Origin of the sequence: Hymenobacter sp. YIM 151500-1 (genome assembly GCF_025979885.1) — a bacterium.
Classification (GTDB): domain Bacteria; phylum Bacteroidota; class Bacteroidia; order Cytophagales; family Hymenobacteraceae; genus Hymenobacter.
Genome location: NZ_CP110139.1, coordinates 2,158,312 through 2,175,957, shown reverse-complemented (window position 1 = coordinate 2,175,957; position 17,646 = coordinate 2,158,312). Strand labels below are relative to the sequence as shown.

The window sequence follows — 17,646 nt, the reverse complement described above, 5'->3', positions numbered from 1 at the left end:
GAACGGGCCCAGGAGGCAGGCCTGAGCGGTATAGTGGGCGGCGTCTGGCTGGGGGAAGCGCCGGTGGCTCCGGCCGGCAATCAATTCGGGGCCGAAGCAGCCGCCTGCCCAGCAACCAGAGCGGCCGTAATCGGCAGAAACGGCTATATTGGGGCCTCACAGCCGCTTGCAGGCGGTTTTTCTTGCTGCTATTTTCCTCACCTCACCTTTCTACCCTTCTCTTTCTCAAACCTGTATGGCAAATATTTTCGCCAAAAAACCGCTGGCCCAGCTGCTGGGCGAGGCCAACTCCTCCGGGGAAGGCTCGCTGAAGCGCACCCTCGGCGCGGGCAACCTGGTGGCGCTGGGCGTCGGGGCCATTATCGGGGCCGGCTTGTTTGTGCGCACGGCCGCGGCGGCGGCGCAGGCCTCGGGGCCGGGCGTGACGCTGGCCTTTATTGTGGCGGCCATTGGCTGCGCCTTCGCCGGCCTGTGCTACGCCGAGTTTGCCGCCATGATTCCCATTGCCGGCTCGGCCTACACCTACGCTTACACCACCATGGGCGAGTTTGTGGCCTGGGTTATCGGCTGGGCCCTGATTATGGAATATGCCCTGGGGGCGGCCACCGTGGCCATTGCCTGGAGCGAATACCTGAACAAGCTCTTGGAGGTCTTCGGGACGGAAATACCGTTCAGCCTCAGCCACTCGCCCCGAGAAGGCGGCATCCTCAACCTGCCGGCCTTGCTCATTGTGGTAGCCCTGAGCTTGCTGCTCATCAAAGGCACGCAGGAGTCAGCTACCTTCAATGCCATTATCGTGGTAGTGAAAGTGGCTATTGTGTTGATTTTCATTGCTGTAGGCTGGCAGTTCGTGGACCCCGCCAACCACACGCCCTACCTGATTCCGGAAAACGCCGAGCCAGTGAAAAACGCCGCCGGGGAAGTTATCCGCAAGTACACCGACTGGAACAAGCACGGCTGGGGCGGCATTCTGGGCGGCGCGGCCATCGTGTTTTTCGCCTTCATTGGGTTTGATGCCGTGAGCACCGCCGCCCAGGAAGCCAAGAACCCCAAGCGCGACATGCCCATCGGTATTCTGGGCTCTTTGGCCGTGTGCACCGTGCTCTACATCCTGTTCGGGCACGTGCTGACGGGCGTGGCCAACTGGCGCGAGTTTGCCGACCCTTCGAAGGGCGGCGAGGCCTCGGTGGCTTATGCCATCCGGGAGCATATGCCCGGCTTTGAGTGGCTGAGCACGGCCGTGACGGTGGCTATTCTGGCCGGCTTCTCCTCGGTAATTCTGGTGATGTTGATGGGGCAGAGCCGGGTGTTCTTCTCCATGGCCAACGACGGCCTCATGCCTAAGGCCTTCTCCGACCTGCACCCCCGCTTCCGGACGCCCTACAAGTCGAACCTGGTGCTGCTGGTGTTTGTGGGCGCCTTCGCGGCCTTCGTGCCCGGCTCCCTGGCCGGCGACCTGACCTCATTCGGGACCCTGCTGGCCTTTGTGCTGGTGAGCGTGGGCGTGTGGCTGATGCGCCGCACCGACCCGCAGCAACCCCGCCCGTTCCGCTCCCCGCTCTCGTCGGCCTCCTTCCCGCTGGTGCCCTTCCTGGGCGCGGCCGTGTGCCTGGGCATGATTGCGGCCCTCGACGGAAACACGCTGAAACTGGCTTTGGGCTGGATGCTGCTGGGCTTCGTTATCTATTTTATCTACGGCAAGCAGAACTCCAAGCTCCAGCGCGGCATTGTAGTGGTGCCCACCGAAATGGAAGAGCAAGCCTTTATCGACCAGGAAAAGCCGGTGTAAAGGGTAGCTGATTTACATTGTGAAAAGGCCTGCATTCTAAATGCAGGCCTTTTTTGTTTGGCGCAGACCCGCGGAAGCAAGACTAGCCCCAGCGGGGCGGCATGTCGGTAGAAAACAACAGGTATAGATGATGCAAACCTTCGCGGGGCGACACACGGTCATGCAGACGACAGGTGGCGCCCCGCGGGGGCTTTGCCTGTTCTTGGGAACGGGTCTTGCTACCGACATGCCGCCCCTCCGGGGCTGCTGTTCTACTGTCTCACCTCTCACTTCTCACCTCTCACTTCTCCTCTTTCAACTCGCTTTTCAGCTTGAGTACCCGGTCGCCGTTTTCCTGCACGATGAGGAAGGCGGGGTTGTCGGGGGTGCCGTGGCGGGTGATGTCGGCGCCTTGGAGCTTGCGGGTTACGGTTTCCTTGTGGGTTTCCTCGATTTTGCCGGTGGCCGTGCCGGTGCCGTATTTCCAGCTGACTTTGGTGCCTTTGCGCATGGGAAGTAGTTTTTGGTGGGGAGTTGTAGTTTCTTACAGATGAAATACTGAGCCTGTGCAGCTTCGGTTGCCGGGGCGGCTTTCTTAGCCGGCCGCGGCCCGGTAGTTCTGGTCCTCGGCCATCCGTTCATCCATTTCCTTTCGGTATTGAATTTTTTCTGCTACTCTCATGCTCCACTGCTACCGGCGGCTGGGCCTAGGCAGCGGCCTGCTGCTGAGCAGCGCGGCGGCCCTGGCCCAACCTGGCACCTACCCGCGCAACGGCGTCTCCGACCAGCGCCCCGGCCTGTACGCCTTCACCCACGCCACCATCTACGTCGATTACCAAACCCGCCTGCCCGATGCCACGCTGGTCATTCGTGACGGCCGGGTGGAGGCCGTGGGGCCGCGGGTGCAGGTTCCGGCCGGGGCCGTAGTGCAGGACCTGCGCGGGCGCATCATCTACCCCAGCTTCGTGGACCTGTACGCCAGCTACGGCGTGCCCGAGGTGAAGGCCCCCGAGCGCCAAGGCCGCCGCGCCGGCCCCCAAATCGAAAGCCAGAAAGCCGGGGCCTACGACTGGAACCAGGCCATTCACCCGGAAGCCAACGCCGCCGAACAGTTCCGCACCCATGCCGAGCAGGCCGATGCCTACCGCCGCCTGGGCTTCGGGACGGTGCTCACCCATCAGCCCGACGGCATTGCCCGCGGCACGGCGGCCCTGGTGAGCCTGAACACCACCCGCCGCGAGGCCGAAGTGCTGCTGCTGGACCGCGCCGCCGCGGCCTTCAGCTTCGACAAAGGCACCAGCACCCAGGACTATCCGTCGTCGTTGATGGGCAGCATTGCCCTGCTGCGCCAGACCTACCTCGATGCCGACTGGAACCAGCGCAACCCGCGCCGCGAGCAGAATTTGTCGCTCCGGGCTTTCAGTGAGCAGCGCCGGCTGCCGGCCATTTTTGAGGTGCGCGACAAGCAAAGCGCCCTGCGCGCCGACAAGCTGGGCGACGAGTTTGGGGTGCAGTACATCATCAAAGGCCGCGGCGACGAGTACCAGCGCCTGCCCGACGTGCAAGCCACCAAGGCCCCGTTCATCCTAACCCTGAACTTCCCCGATGCCTACCTCGTGGACGACGTGTACGATGCCGCCCGCGTGCCCCTGCAAGACCTGAAGCACTGGGAAATGGCGCCCGCCAACGCGGCTCTGCTGGCCAAGGCCGGCGTGCCTTTCGCCCTGTCAGCCGCCGACCTCAAAGACAAAAAGAAGTTTCTGCCCAACCTGCGCAAAGCGGCCCAGCACGGCCTCACGGAAGCGCAGGTGCTCCAGGCCCTGACGGCCACGCCTGCCGCTCTCGTCAAGGCCCAGGATAGGGTAGGGGCTCTGCGGCCGGGCATGGAGGCCAACTTCCTGGTGTGCTCGGGCCGCCTGCTGGCCGACGACAACGTGCTGCTCGACAACTGGGTGCAGGGCGAACGGTACCCGCTCAACACCCTGCCCACCGACTACCGCGGCGTGTACGCCCTGCAACTAACCGGGCAGCCCGAGGCCAAGCTGCTGCTGGCCGGCAAGCCCGAAGCCCCCGAGCTGCGCGTGGCCCTGGCCCCCGGCGACACCGTGCGCGGCGCCCTGACCGTAAGCGGGGAGCTGGCTACTATCATGTTCAACCCCCAGGACAAAACCAAAGGCAAAAACGCGGCTCAACAACCAAAAAACGAACCGTCATCAACCCCACAAGCCAATACCCAACAACCCCAAACCACAAACCAACCCGGTGCCGTGCGGCTCAGCGGCTACTACACTGCCGAGAATCGCCTGTTTCAGGGCGACGGGCAGCTGCCGGAAGGTGCGCTGGTAAAGTGGACGGCCCGCCGCCTGGAAGATGCCAGCCGCGCCGCCCGCCGCGACTCCGCCAAGGCACCCGTGCCGCCCCAGATTGGCTCCTTGCAGTACCCGTTTGTGGCCTACGGGCGGCCCGAGCTGCCCAGCCAGCAAACCGTGCTCATCAAAAACGCCACGGTGTGGACCAGTGAAGCCGCCGGCCGGCTCGAAAACACCGACGTGCTGCTCCAAAACGGCAAAATCAGGCAGGTAGGCCGCAACCTGAGCTTGCCCGCCGGGGGCCGCACCGTGGACGGCACCGGCAAGCACCTCACCCCCGGCATCATCGACGAGCACTCCCACATTGCCATTTCGGAGGGCGTGAACGAGGGCACCCAGGCCGTAACCAGCGAGGTAAGCATCGGCGACGTGGTGGACGCCGAGGACGTGGACATTTACCGCAACCTGGCCGGGGGCGTGGTGGCGGCCCAGCTCCTGCACGGCTCGGCCAACCCCATTGGGGGGCAGTCGGCGCTGGTGAAGCTGCGCTGGGGCATGGCGCCCGAGCAGCTGAAGATTCAGGGGGCACCGGGCTTTATCAAGTTTGCCCTGGGCGAAAACGTGAAGCAAAGCAACTGGGGCGAGCTGAACACGGTACGCTTCCCGCAGACGCGCATGGGCGTAGAGCAGGTGTTTGTAGATGCCTTCACGCGGGCCCGCGAGTACGAGCGGGAGTGGCAGGCCTGGAACAAGCTCAGCCGCGCCCGCCAAAAGAAAGCCGAAGCCCCGCGCCGCGACCTGGAGCTGGACGCCCTGGTGGAAATTCTGAACCAGCGGCGCTTTATTACCTGCCACAGCTACGTGCAAAGCGAAATCAACATGCTGCTGGGCGTGGCCGACCGGATGGGCTTCAAGGTCAACACCTTCACCCACATTCTGGAGGGCTACAAGGTGGCCGACAAGATGAAGGCCCACGGCGCCAACGCCAGCACCTTCTCCGACTGGTGGGCCTACAAAAACGAGGTGCGCGACGCCATTCCCTACAACGCGGCCATCATGCACGACGCCGGCCTGAACGTGGCCATCAACTCCGACGACGCCGAAATGAGCCGCCGCCTCAACCAGGAAGCCGCCAAAACCGTGAAGTACGGTGGCCTCTCGGAGGAAGAAGCCCTGAAGCTGGTCACCATCAACCCCGCCCGCATGCTGCACCTGGACAAGAACATGGGCAGCATTCGGGAGGGCAAGGACGCCGACGTGGTGCTCTGGTCCGACAACCCCCTGAGCATCTACGCCCGCGCCGAGCGCACCTTCGTGGATGGTCGGGAGCTGTTCAGCCTGGAAAGCGACCAGCAGCTGCGCCAGCAGCTTCAGCAGGAGCGCCTGCGCCTGGTGCAGAAAATGCTGGCCGCCAAAAAAGCCGGCGCCCCCACCCAACTCCCCACCGCCCGCCCCAACCAGCACTACCACTGCGACACGGTAGGAGAGAAGAAGGAGCTGGACGAGTAGGACCTCACTGTTGCCTCACCCCCTAGCCCCCTCTCCTTCAGAGACGAGGAGCTAGCTTGTAGTTCTAATAGAACTACTTGCTGAGAGGCCGGGGGAATAATCAGCAGAACGTCTTCTAACGCTAGTTTTTCTAACTCTAAAAATCAACCATCCCCAGCCCCTCCTTGGAAAGAAGGGGAGCTAGCTGCTAGTTCTAAAAACTAGTTCCCCCTCTCTTTTGAAGAGGGGGCTAGGGGGTGAGGCAATCATATGAAACACCTTCTTCTCGCCCTCTGCCTGCTCACCGCCGCCCCGGCCCTGGCCCAGGTGCCCGCGCCGGCCCCGCCCCAGAGCAAACCCATCTTGCTGCTGGGCGGCACCCTGCACGTGGGCAACGGCACGGTGGTGCCCGATGCCGCCGTGGCTTTCGACAAGGGGCGCATTACCTACGCCGGGGCCCAAAGCGGACTGACTGCTGACCGCGCCGCCTACGAGGTCATCGACGTGAAGGGCCAGGAAATCTACCCCGGCCTGATTCTGCCCAACTCCACGCTGGGTTTGGCCGAGGTGGAAGCCGTGCGGGCCACCGTGGATTCGCGCGAGGTGGGCGACTTCAACCCCAACGTGCGCAGCCTGATTGCCTATAACACCGACTCCGACATTCTGCCCACCGTGCGCACCAACGGGGTGCTGCTGGCCCAGGTGACGCCCCGCGGCGGCCTGCTCTCGGGCCAGAGCAGCGTGGTACAGCTCGACGCCTGGAACTGGCAGGATGCCCAGGTGCGCGCCGATGACGGCCTGCACCTCAACTGGCCGCCCATGGTTATCAAGCTAAGCCCCGCCGAAGACGCCGTGGCCGTGGAGAAGCGCGAAAAAGCCCGGCAGGAGCAGCTGCGCCAGCTGGAAAGCCTGCTCACCGAAGCCCGTGCCTACCGGGAGCAGCCCGCCGGCCGCCGCGAAAACCTGCGCCTCACGTCCCTGGCCGGCTTGTTCGACGGCTCCAAAACCCTGTTCATCCACGCCGACTACGGCAAGGAAATCCTGGAGGCCGTGCGCATGGCCCGCCGCCTGGGCGTGGCGAACGTAACTGTAGTAGGGGCCCGCGACGCCTGGATGATGCTCGACTTCCTGAAGCAGAACGACGTGGCCGTGGTCCTGTCCCGCATCCACGCCCTGCCCCGCCGCGACGGCGACGACTACGACTTGCCGTACCGCCTGCCCAGTTTGCTCCAGCAAGCCGGCGTGCGGTTCTGCCTCGACTACGAAGGCGGGCAGGAAACGTCGGGCTCCCGTAACCTGGCCTTTATTGCGGGCACGGCGGCCGGCTTTGGGCTCACCAAAGAGCAGGCCCTGGAAGCCGTAACGCTCAGCCCCGCCCGCATTTTGGGCATTGAGAAAGACTATGGCACCCTGGAAGCCGGCAAAAGCGCCACCCTCGTCGTCAGCCGCGGCGACCTGCTCGATATGCGCACCAATGACGTGACCCGCGCCTTCATCGACGGCCGCGCCTTGCACCTCGACACCAAGCAAACCTACCTGCGCGACAAGTTCAAAGGTAAATATGGCCTGCGCTAAGCATCCGTGAAGCCACGGGCATCCTTACCAAAGCCGCTTCTTCTCAGAAGAAGTGCCTTTAGTGTTAAGTAGAGTAGGACTTTGATAGTCAAATAGCTAGTGGTTTGCTGGAGGAAATTATATGTTTATACTACTAACGTTTCTTTAAAATATTACTGGAATAAGTATAACTTACCTAATAAGATACGGCTGCTTCTCTAGGTCTATATCGAGCTGGATAGGACAAGAAATATGGTTGGGTGAGCCTGTGGACGCAGGCCAAGGTGTAGTTGAAGCGTTATGGGTATGGCTGAAGTTTCTACCGGGGTATCTACCATCCAGCTGTTGCTCGTCGACGACCACCCCATGGTACTTGAGGGGCTGAAGGCCCTGCTGCGCTTGGAAGAAAACATTCGGGTGGTGGCCCAGGCTACCAGCGGCGAAGAAGCCCTGGCCCAGCTGGCCCGCCACCCCGAAGTACACGTGGCAGTGGTGGACCTGAACATGCCGGGCATGAGCGGCTTGCAGCTGACGGCCGCTATCCGAAGGGCGTACCCGGCCGTGCGGGTACTGGTTATCAGCGTATTCCACGACCACGCTTCGGTGGCGGAGGTGCTGGAAGCTGGCGGAGCGGCCTACGTACTCAAAACTGCCGGCAGGGCCGAACTCAGCGAGGCCGTGCACCGGGTAGCGGCCGGCCACACCTATTTCAGCCCCGATGTGGCCGCCACGCTGCTGGAGAACCTGCGCATGACTAGCCGCCGCGAGCAGGTGCGCCCCGCCGAGCTTACCTGCCGGGAGCGGGAAATTTTGCAGCTTATTGCCCAGGAGCACTCCAACCAGCACATTGCCGAGCTGCTGTTCATCAGTGAGCGAACTGTGGAAACGCACCGCAAAAACATCCTCGCCAAAACCAACTCCAAGTCAGTGGTAGGCCTGATTCAGTACGCGCTGCGGCACAAGCTGATAGCCTGACGGTCTCAGCGCCAGAGTAGCCGTGGGCTGGTAAAGCCCCCAGGTATAGCCTCGCCAAGCGGCAGTTTGCCGCTGTGTTCTGGCGCGGAGGCCGCAGCGTGGAGGCGTGTCTTAGGGGAGTTGTGGTTGCTTGAACAAGCGGGCAGCGCAGGGGCACTGTTCGCTGAAAGGCCGTGGGCGAAGGCCGCAGGAGGGTCGTAGAAAAGCAGCGGCGCGGTGCAAACGAGCTGGCGCCGGCCAGTTCAGCTTGCTCGGAGAAGCTGAATGGGAGACCAGACAGGCTCGTTCGTCTACTTTTTCGGCGGTTTCGTCATACAAGTGAAACCGATGACGGTGAAATGTCATCTACTAAGAGACTGATTGTCAAAGCACATAGTACGGAAAAGCAACAGCTTGCCTACGTGCTAGCACGGATAGAAAAATACCAGTTTCCCCGGATTGGTAGTAAGCCAAGAAATTTTATACCTTAGCATCGTTCAATCAGATGGCAATATCTTTATACCCTGTCTCGTAATTGGATGCCCTTCCCGCGCGGAAGGGATGTAGGCCGCGTGCCGTTTTGGTCTTTGTTCTTCTGTTCACCTAACTAAAGTGAAAACAACTTATGGCATCTAAAATCCTCTCATTCATTTGCCACGTGCCCGGCATGATGCCCGGCGCTTACCCGTCGGTTCCAACTTCTTCGGGCTCCGGAGCTACCACTAATGCGAGCAAAGGCGCCGACCGGAAGGCGGAAGCCAAAGCCGGGGGTGGGCACTTCACCGCTATTTATGAAAACGACCGTTTTGTGCGGTTCAAATACATCAGCAACGCCAGCTAACCGCTTGTTGGGTAGCTGAAACTGCACCGGGCCGGGACGACGCACTGCGTGTCCCGGCCCGGTATTTTTTATGGATAACATGAGTAGCGGCCAGCGGAAGAAGTTGCGCCAGGGTGGTGGGAGGCAAGGCGCGGGGGCCGGGGCGCACCAGCTGACTTCGGGAGGGTAGGTGCCGGGCGGGGTTGGGAATTCGGCTAACTTGCGCTTTGTCAACCCCGATTTGTGCGCATGAACTTTCCCTTGTTTCGTCTTGTGCTGCTGGTGGCGGCCGGGTGGTGGCTGGCCGCTGGGCCGTCCTGGGCTCAAGCTGCTTTCACTCCCGATGAAAACGCCTGGTACGGCATTGTAGCCCGCAGCAGTGGCCGCTCCCTCGACGTGGCCACGGCCTCGCCCGAGGCTGGCGCGGCCGGGGTGCAGTGGGAGTTTACCCAGGCCAACAGCCAGCAGTGGCGCTTTGTGCCGGCGGCCCGCGGCAGCGACTTTTACCGCATCGAGGCCCGCCACAGCGGCAAGTGCCTGACCCTGGAAAAGCCCGACGAAAACGCCCCCATCGTGCAGCGGCCCTGGACCGGCAGCTTCTACCAGCAGTGGAAGCTGATTCCGTCGGGGCCTCTGGGCAGCTTTATGCTGGTGAGCCGCGGCAACGACAAGTGCGCCTCGCTGGCCGCCCCCGATAAGTTTAACGGCACGCCCGTGGTGGGACAGCGCCCCCAGAACCGCGGTACCCAGCAGTGGAAGCTGTTTAAGCTGCGCCTCAACCTGGTGGACCCCACCAAGCCGGGCTTCGGCCCGCCGCTGCCGCTGGCTGCCCTCAACACGCCGGGCAACGAGCTACAGCCCGTACCCGCCCCGGATGGCAAAACCCTCTACTTCAGCCGCACCCGCTACGCCGCCAACACCGAGGGTATGGCCGAGTCGGGCGACGCGTGGCTGAGCCAGTCGGCCGACCAGGGGCGCACCTGGCCCCCAGCCACCCGTCTCGACGCGCTGAACACGCCCCAAAATAACGGCGTGATGGCCGTGACTGGCAACGGTGCCCGCCTGCTGGTGCGCGGCCAGTATGAGCGCGACGGTTCGTTTCGGGATGAAGGCACGAGCCGCGTAACCCGGGAGCTAAGCAAAGGCGTGCGGCCCGAGCCCCTACGGATTACGAATTACTACACGGCCGGGCCGGCCACGTCGTTTTTTATGACGCCTGACGAGCAGTTTCTGCTGCTGTCGTTGGAGCGTGGCGACACCCAGGGCGCCAACGACCTGTACGTGAGCCGCCCCACCCCCGACGGCGGCTGGACCGACCCGCAAAGCCTGGGGCCGGTGGTGAACTCGCCGGGGTTTGAGTTTGCGCCCTGGCTGGCCCCGGATGGCAAAACTCTCTATTTCAGCTCCTACGGCCACGCCGGCTACGGCAGCGCCGACATTTTCGTGACCGAGCGCCTCGACGACACCTGGACCCGCTGGAGCGAGCCGCGCAACCTGGGCGCCCCCATCAACGGCCCCGGCTTCGATGCCTACCTGAGCCTCTCGGCCAACGGCAAGCAGGCCTACTACGCTTCCTCACGCACGGCCAACGGTCCGGCCGACCTGTACGGCACGGCTGCGGGCGTGGTGCCCGCCCCCCGCGACACGGCCGCCGCGCCGCCCGTGGCTGCCGCGCCCGTGCCGGCCTCCGCCGCGCCCCGCACCTTGCTCACGGGCCGGGCCCTCGACGCCAAAACCCGCCAGCCCCTGGCCACCGAGGTGCGCGCCCTCCGCCTCGACAACGACTTGGTGTTCAACGCTACGGTGCGCACCGATGCCAACGCCGGCAGCTTCCAGCTGACGTTGCCGCCCGGCCGCTACCGGGTGCTGGCCGCCCGCGCCGGCTACCTCACCGCCACCGATACCGTGAACATGACTGGCTCCCGCGCCCTGGAGCTGCTGCTGGTGCCGGCCGCCGTGGGCTCCAGCCTGGAGCTGCCCACGCTCATCTTCGCCCAGGGCAAGTACACGCTGCTGCCCGCCTCCTACACCGAGCTGAACCGCCTGGCCCGCACCCTGCAAGACAACCCCACGGTAAACATCCGCCTGGAAGGTCACACCGACAACCAGGGCCGCGCCGACCTGAACGTGAAGCTCTCCGAAGACCGGGTAACCGAGGTGAAGCGCTACCTTGTGCAGCGCGGCGTGGCCGAAGGCCGCATCAGCACCGTGGGCTACGGCGGCAGCCGCCCCCGCGCCTCCAACGACCGGGAAGAAACCCGCAAGCTCAACCGCCGCGTGGAGTTTACGATTGTGAAGTAGGGACTTAGGGGCTTGGGGTCTTAGGGACTTAGATGACGTTCTTGTATTCTGCGCAGAGCAGAGCGAATCGAAGGCAGGTGGAGTCAAGAACCGGAGTCAAAGACCCTTCACGTCTGAACGACTTTCATCGAACACTTGACTGAACATTTGACGTACGAACGATTCGTTCTACCGTCAGACGTTCTGTTATGAAAAGGTCTTTGGCTCTGCCTGCCTTCGATTCGCTCTGCTCTGCGCAGAATGTAAGAAAGTCAACTAAGTCCTTAAGCCCCCAAGACCCTAAGCCCCTACAATATGCTCGCCCTGATTCGTCACGAAGCGGTGTTGCCGAAGCTGCCTTCGGCTTCTGGTATTGAAGTTATCGGCAACGTCGCCTACGTTATCGGGGACGACGCGCCCTTTTTGTATCAGCTTGATGCTACCACGCTGGCGGCAGGCACGCCCGTGCAGCTGTTTGAAACGGCCCACTTCAGCGGAGGGCGCATCCCGAAGGAGCTGAAGCTAGACCTGGAATGCCTGACGGCCCTGACCACGCCGGCCGGCGAAACCGGGCTGCTGGTGTTGGGCTCGGGGGCCACGGCGGCGCGGGAGCAGGGCTTTTGGGTGCCGCTGCCGGGCCAGGCGGGCGGGGTAGGGGCCGTGTATCCGCTGAGTTTGAGCGGCCTGTACGCGGCCCTGCGGCCTTTGCTGCCGGCCGGAGTAGTCCTGAACCTCGAGGCCGCCGCAGCTACTGCTACCGAGCTGCTGCTGTTTCAGCGCACGGTGGGCAGCGCCACCGGCAACCTGCTGTTTCGGCTGCCCCTGGCCGTTACCCTCGACTACCTCCATCACCGTACCAATCAGGCTCCGGCCGTGCGTCAGCAATTGTTTGAGCTGCCCCACATCGACGGCAAGCCCGCCGGCTTCTCCGGGGCCACGTGGTTTGATAACCGGCTGTTCGTCACGGCTTCAGTAGAAGACACCCAGGACGCTGTGCTCGATGGAGAGGTGCTGGGCTCGTTTGTGGGCGTACTGGAGTTAAAGGACAACGTACGAGTGCTGCCCGCCTCGCTGGCCCGGTTGGAGCGCCCTGGTGGCCAGCCTTACCGCGGCAAGGTGGAAAGCGTGGCCGTGCGCCGCCGCCTCAGCGCCAGCCGCTACGAGCTGCTGCTCGTCACCGACGACGACGCGGGCGGCTCGACGGCGGTGCTGGTCGAGATTATGCTTTAGCTTGGTTAGCCAGGCCGCACCACAACAGTGAAAAGAATGTGACCTTGCCTAGTGCATTAGCTGCTCACAATTGGGTTGTGACCCAATCAAATAAAGCAAGGCTTTTGCTTACGCCCGCGAGTTGCTAGCGAGTGGTTCGGCTACAGGCGTTTCTCGGCTCAGGTATGGCTGCAGCACTAGTAGCGTTAGAATTACGCTACCACACACCAAGCCGAGCAGAGAAGCAGTGGTAAAGCCAAGTGCCCAGCCGGTGATGTAGGCGCCCAGCACGTCGCAGAAGTTTACCAGGGCCATGTAAGTTGTGAACTGCGACCCTTCGATTTTCAGGCGGCACAAGGCCATCAAAGCCGGCAAAGCAGCTACGCTGAAACACGGGTCGGCCAGGTTCCAAAGCAACAAACCAGCAGTAGCCACCGGCTTATAGTGCCAGTAAGCAACCAAGCTGCTGAAGAGCAGGAAGTAGCCGGCCAGCCCAAACATGACCCATCGTTGCAAGCGCGTGGCGCCTACTCGGTCGGAGACGATGCCACCGGTGATGATCAGAGCCATGGTAGCAGCGCTGCCCCAACTGCCCTGCAAAATGGACACATCCTTGTCGGGCCAGTGCAACTGCTGAATCAGGTGAAACGAATATGCGCGGCCAAATACCCCAATACTCAGGTACACCAGCGCAATGGTGCCAAACGCGACTAGGCTGCGCCGCTCGGTGATGCCACGGTATAACTCCCGAAACAGCCAGCCCACGGCCGGGTCGTTGTCAGTGGCGAAGCGTGCCCTTCGGCGGCGCCTGAAAGACGGCAGCAGCCGGTCGGTACGTTCGAGCTTAATGAAAAGAGTGAGCACCGTAAAAAGTAGCAGCAGCGCTGACTGGGTGAGGGCCGCAGCGAAAAAGCCGAAGCGGTGCAGCATGTAAGCCAGCCCGGCGGCCCCAAACGAGACGCCTAGCAAGTACCCCCCGCGCATAAACGCGTTGACCCGGCCCCGCTCAGTGGGCGGCACTACAGCAATAGCAATGGCGTCGACGCTGGCATCTTGAATAGAAGCAAAAATGCTGTGCGCAAAAAACACAGTTGTAAGCAACACCAGCTGTGCTGCTGGCTGGCGCACGAGCAGCAGCAGCAACGAGGCTAGAAACGCTACGAGCTGCGTGAGCACCACCCATTGCTTGCGCGAACCGATAACCGAGTGCTGAAACTTATCAATTAGTGGCCCCCACACAAACTGAACCGTCCAGGGCAAGCCCACCACGGCAATGAAGCTGCCTACTTGCTGCGGGGTCAGCTGTTGGCCTAGCAGGTAATTGGCAATGGCCGTCAGGGCAAACCCCGACGGAATGCCCTGCATGATGTATAGGTAAAGAAAGGTAAAGTAGCGCCACCCGGCGCTTTCTCGAAGAATGGGAGCAGCCACGGAAATTTTCAACGCGCAGTGACGGGTTAAGCTGGCAAAGCAGCGCTGCTGTTTGCTTCGCGTTCTGAATAAGCCTATTGCCGGGACCGAATGATAGGTAGGGTCCTGCTGACTCCACCGTCTAGTAACTCCGCGGCGAGTATATAGGTTATGGCAAATGCGGCTCAAGGCAGCGGAGCTGAGTGGCCAGCAAGTAGTCCTGCTAAAAAGTTTCTAGTAATTCTTTGAACGAAATAGTCTAATACCAGTTTTTTTACTGACTTTACCCGGAAACTTTCGCTCAAAATTTCAGTTTTGCGAGCCAAGCAGCTGAGCATAACTATCCGCTGAGTTTGGTGTACAGTGGGGCTGGGGTTACCGCGTCATGATTGTTCCCAAGCTTTACCTACCGCAATAGCGGCGGGGCCGTTGGCTTTTTCCGGTGGGCTACCTCCGCATTTGAGTAGCCTCAGACGATTAGTTGAAGAATTGCCTGCGACTTGGTAGGCTGAGTAGAAGGAAAGTCACTAAAACGAAACTCTGTTTAACTGCGCAGCAGTCAACAACTGTTTTTCAACCCGTGACATACTAACCGCTGCTCCTCTTGCGGTGGTTGCGCATCGGCTGGCGCGGGCGCTAGTGCCCCGCTGTCGCTTTCTGAACCATTCCCATCCACCAAAAACCACCTTTCCCATGGGCATTATTTTACTTCCTTCCCCTCGCGGGGGCATTCGGCGCGGGCTCGCACTGCCGGCGCTGGGAATCTTGCTTAGTGCTGGCAGTGCGGCGGCTTACGCGGCGGCTCCAGGTGCTGCCAGCCCTGCCTGGGCTTTTATCCAAGCCGACCAAACCGTGACGGGCCGAGTTGTTGATGAGAAAGGCGCGGGCCTTCCGGGCGTGAACGTGGTGGTGCGCGGCGCCACCAGCGGCACGCAAACCGACGCCGACGGCCGCTACTCCCTGGTCGTGCCCGAAAACGCCACGCTGATATTTTCGTTTGTGGGCTTCGCTTCGCAGGAAGTCGCCGTAGGGGGCCGCACTACGGTAAACATTGCCCTGGCTCCCGACGCCAAAACGCTGAATGAAGTGGTGGTTGTGGGGTACGGCTCGCAGCAGAAGCGTGAAGTTACCGGGGCTATTTCTTCGGTGAAAGGTACCGAGTTGGTAAACCAGGCTTCGCAAAATCCGGTCAGCTCCTTGCAGGGCCGGGTAGCCGGCGTGCAGATTACCAACTCCGGAGCGCCAGGCGCTGCCCCCGAAATTCGGGTGCGCGGAGTGGGGTCGTTGGGGGGCGTGTCGCCCTTGTACGTGGTGGACGGCACGATGCTACCCCAGGGCTCGGACCTGAGCTTTCTCAACCAAGCCGATATTGCCTCGATTGAAGTGCTCAAGGATGCTGCCAGCGCGTCGATCTACGGCATTCAGGCGGCCAACGGCGTAGTAATCGTAACCACCAAGCGGGGGCAGGCTGGGGGCGCGCGAGTCACGTATAACGGCTTTGGCGGGGTGCAGAGGGCCACCAATACGATAAAAATGGCCAATGCCCAGCAGTACGCGCAGCTCTACAACGAAAAAAACGAGTTGACCGGCGGCTCGGCTAGTGATAACCTACCGCTCAATCTGCCTTCCACTGACTGGTTTAAGGAAGTCACCCGTACCGCCACGATTCAAAACCACCAGCTGAGCTTAGGCGGAGGCACTGATAAGGTGTCGTATACCTTCAGCGGTTCCTATTTAAAGCAGCAGGGTATACTGCAAAAAAATGATTACGAGCGGATTACGGCCCGTCTGCAAACTGACTTCTCCGTTAGCGACCATATTAAGGTGGGCTACAATGCCACCTTTGCCAACGCTGACGCCCACGATGCGCCGGGGATTACGTCGAGCGTATATCCAAACTACACCAGCGGCCCAAACATCTTCTACCAGGCCTACGTGGCACCGCCGGTATTGCAACCCTTCCTGCCCACCGGCCGCTACGGCGACCCAAGTCTGATTGGTACTTCCGGCCTGGGCACCTTCGCCAACCCCCGGGGTACACTCGACTATTTCGTGCAGCGCTCACAAGCCCAGACGCTTGTCGGCAGTGCCTTCGCCTCCTTCAACTTTCTGCGATACTTCACGCTGCGCACCACGGCCGGCCTGAGCTACGGCAGTGGGCGGTTCTACAACTACGAAAAAGCCGACTCGCTGACCACCGTGCAGGTGTACCGGGGCAACCGGCTCTTCAAGGGGACAGCTCAGAACAGCCAACTGCAGTGGGAGAATACCCTCGCGTATGACCGTACCTTCGGCAACCATCACCTAACCGCGCTGGTGGGTACCACTACCTTGCGTTACCGCTCCGAGCTGGTCACTGGGTCCATCAGCGGAGTGCCATCAGGGGGCAGCGCTTTCTACTATTTCAACCTGGGTACTCCCGGCACCGCTAACTTTCCCCCCAGTGGCAATTTAGCGGACCTGTACACAGTTGCCTCGCTGTTTGGGCGAGTTAACTATGCTTATCGTGGGCGCTACCTGCTCACGGCTAGCTTCCGGCGCGACGGCGCCAGCAAATACAGTGAGAGTAACCGATATGGCAACTTCCCCTCCATCGGGGTGGGCTGGGTTATCTCCGATGAGCCATTTATGCAAGACGGTTCGGTGTTCTCCTTTCTGAAGCTGCGGGGTAGCTATGGTATTCTGGGTAACAGCCAAGTGAACAATAATATATCCGTCCTCAGGGTTACATTCTCCCCTAACTACACGGGCTTCTTCGGTCGCCAAGGTGGTTTGCCTTACCCCGGGGCTAGCATCGATCAGCTAGTGCCGCCCGAATTGCGCTGGGAAAAGGTGCGGGAAGCCGATGCGGGCGTGGAAATGCGCTTCTTGGGCAACCGACTAGGGGCCGAATTTGACTACTATAATCGCCGCACTATTGATGCCGTATTTCCGGTGCCCACCCTTCTGTCTCCCGGCTACACCAACAGCGGCGGCTTTCTGGCTAATAACGCAAGCTTCCAAAACCAGGGCATCGAAGCTGCCTTGCGCTGGGACCCGCAAACCAGCGGCGACTTTTCCTACTCCGTGGGCTTGATCGGGGCTTACAACCAAAACAAGGTGCTCTCTACCGCTTCCGGCGACGCTCCCCTGTTTGCGGGTGGTTTGCCCGTGGCCGGTTACCGGGCTACCATAACCCGGGTGGGAGCTCCCATTGGGGCGTTCTACGGGTATAAAGTCGCGGGCGTGTTCCAGAGCCAGCAGGAGGTAGACGACTCGGCTCAGCCGGGGTCTAAGCCCGGCGACCTGCGCTACCAGGACCAGAATGGTGATGGCACAATTGATGCCCGTGACTTTGTGGTGCTGGGCAACCCCAACCCGCGCTTTACCTACGGGCTGAACACGAATTTCCGCTACAAAGCCGTTGACTTGCAGCTCGATATTCAAGGCGTTGGAGGCGTGGAGCTGCTCAACGCCTTGCGCGAGGTACGCTACGGCAACGAAAACTTCACCGAGGATTTCTACCGCAACCGCTGGCACGGGCCGGGCACGTCGAACTCGACGCCCTCGGCCGACTTGTCGGGCCGCAACCTCGACGTAAGCTCCTACTACATCGAGAAAGGCGACTACATCCGCCTGCGCAACGTGCAGCTAGGCTATAACCTGCCCACCTCCGTGGCCAACACCTTGCGCGTGCAAGGGGTGCGCTTCTACGCCAACGCCCAAAACCCGCTGACCTTGACTAAGTACAAAGGCTTCACCCCTGAAGTGGGTGGCTCCCCCACCAACGCGGGTATCGACTTGAACGTGTACCCCCTCACGGCTACGTACAATTTCGGTATCAACGTTAGCTTCTAATCTTATATCGTTTTCCC

General features: G+C 61.5%; 10 protein-coding genes. 8 read left to right on the top strand and 2 right to left on the bottom strand.

The window, feature by feature from the left end; genetic code table 11:
• Positions 1–235: 235 nt before the first annotated feature.
• A complete protein-coding gene (locus OIS53_RS09050; protein WP_264682075.1) occupies positions 236–1,789 on the top strand; it encodes an amino acid permease in 1,554 nt (517 codons plus the stop codon).
• Between the two features lie 280 nt (positions 1,790–2,069).
• Here the strand turns inward: OIS53_RS09050 and OIS53_RS09045 are convergent, their stop codons facing one another.
• A complete protein-coding gene (locus OIS53_RS09045) occupies positions 2,070–2,279 on the bottom strand; it encodes a hypervirulence associated TUDOR domain-containing protein (protein WP_264682074.1) in 210 nt (69 codons plus the stop codon).
• A gap of 169 nt (positions 2,280–2,448) precedes the next feature.
• Here OIS53_RS09045 and OIS53_RS09040 point away from each other — a divergent pair, with 169 nt between their 5' ends.
• The 6 genes from OIS53_RS09040 to OIS53_RS09015 all read left to right on the top strand — a co-directional run bounded on the left by OIS53_RS09040 (position 2,449) and on the right by OIS53_RS09015 (position 12,403).
• Positions 2,449–5,586, top strand: a complete 3,138-nt coding sequence (locus tag OIS53_RS09040; protein WP_264682073.1) for an amidohydrolase family protein — start codon at positions 2,449–2,451, stop codon at positions 5,584–5,586.
• A gap of 249 nt (positions 5,587–5,835) precedes the next feature.
• On the top strand, positions 5,836–7,140 hold the full coding sequence (locus OIS53_RS09035; RefSeq protein WP_264682072.1) for an amidohydrolase family protein: 1,305 nt from the start codon (positions 5,836–5,838) through the stop codon (positions 7,138–7,140).
• A 285-nt stretch (positions 7,141–7,425) separates the two neighbouring features.
• On the top strand, positions 7,426–8,094 hold the full coding sequence (locus tag OIS53_RS09030) for a response regulator (protein ID WP_264682071.1): 669 nt from the start codon (positions 7,426–7,428) through the stop codon (positions 8,092–8,094).
• A 604-nt stretch (positions 8,095–8,698) separates the two neighbouring features.
• A complete protein-coding gene (locus OIS53_RS09025) occupies positions 8,699–8,914 on the top strand; it encodes a hypothetical protein (RefSeq protein ID WP_264682070.1) in 216 nt (71 codons plus the stop codon).
• Positions 8,915–9,142: 228 nt separating this feature from the next.
• Entirely contained in the window at positions 9,143–11,194 is a 2,052-nt protein-coding gene (locus OIS53_RS09020; protein ID WP_264682069.1) for an OmpA family protein, read from the top strand.
• Between the two features lie 294 nt (positions 11,195–11,488).
• Positions 11,489–12,403: a DUF6929 family protein gene (locus tag OIS53_RS09015; protein ID WP_264682068.1), complete on the top strand. Its 915-nt coding sequence runs from the start codon at positions 11,489–11,491 to the stop codon at positions 12,401–12,403.
• Between the two features lie 108 nt (positions 12,404–12,511).
• Here OIS53_RS09015 and OIS53_RS09010 read toward each other — a convergent pair whose 3' ends face one another.
• Entirely contained in the window at positions 12,512–13,813 is a 1,302-nt protein-coding gene (locus OIS53_RS09010) for an MFS transporter (RefSeq protein ID WP_264682067.1), read from the bottom strand.
• Between the two features lie 831 nt (positions 13,814–14,644).
• On the opposite strand from OIS53_RS09010, the gene OIS53_RS09005 reads away from it, so the two are divergent.
• Positions 14,645–17,629: a SusC/RagA family TonB-linked outer membrane protein gene (locus OIS53_RS09005; RefSeq protein ID WP_264682066.1), complete on the top strand. Its 2,985-nt coding sequence runs from the start codon at positions 14,645–14,647 to the stop codon at positions 17,627–17,629.
• Positions 17,630–17,646 lie beyond the last annotated feature (17 nt).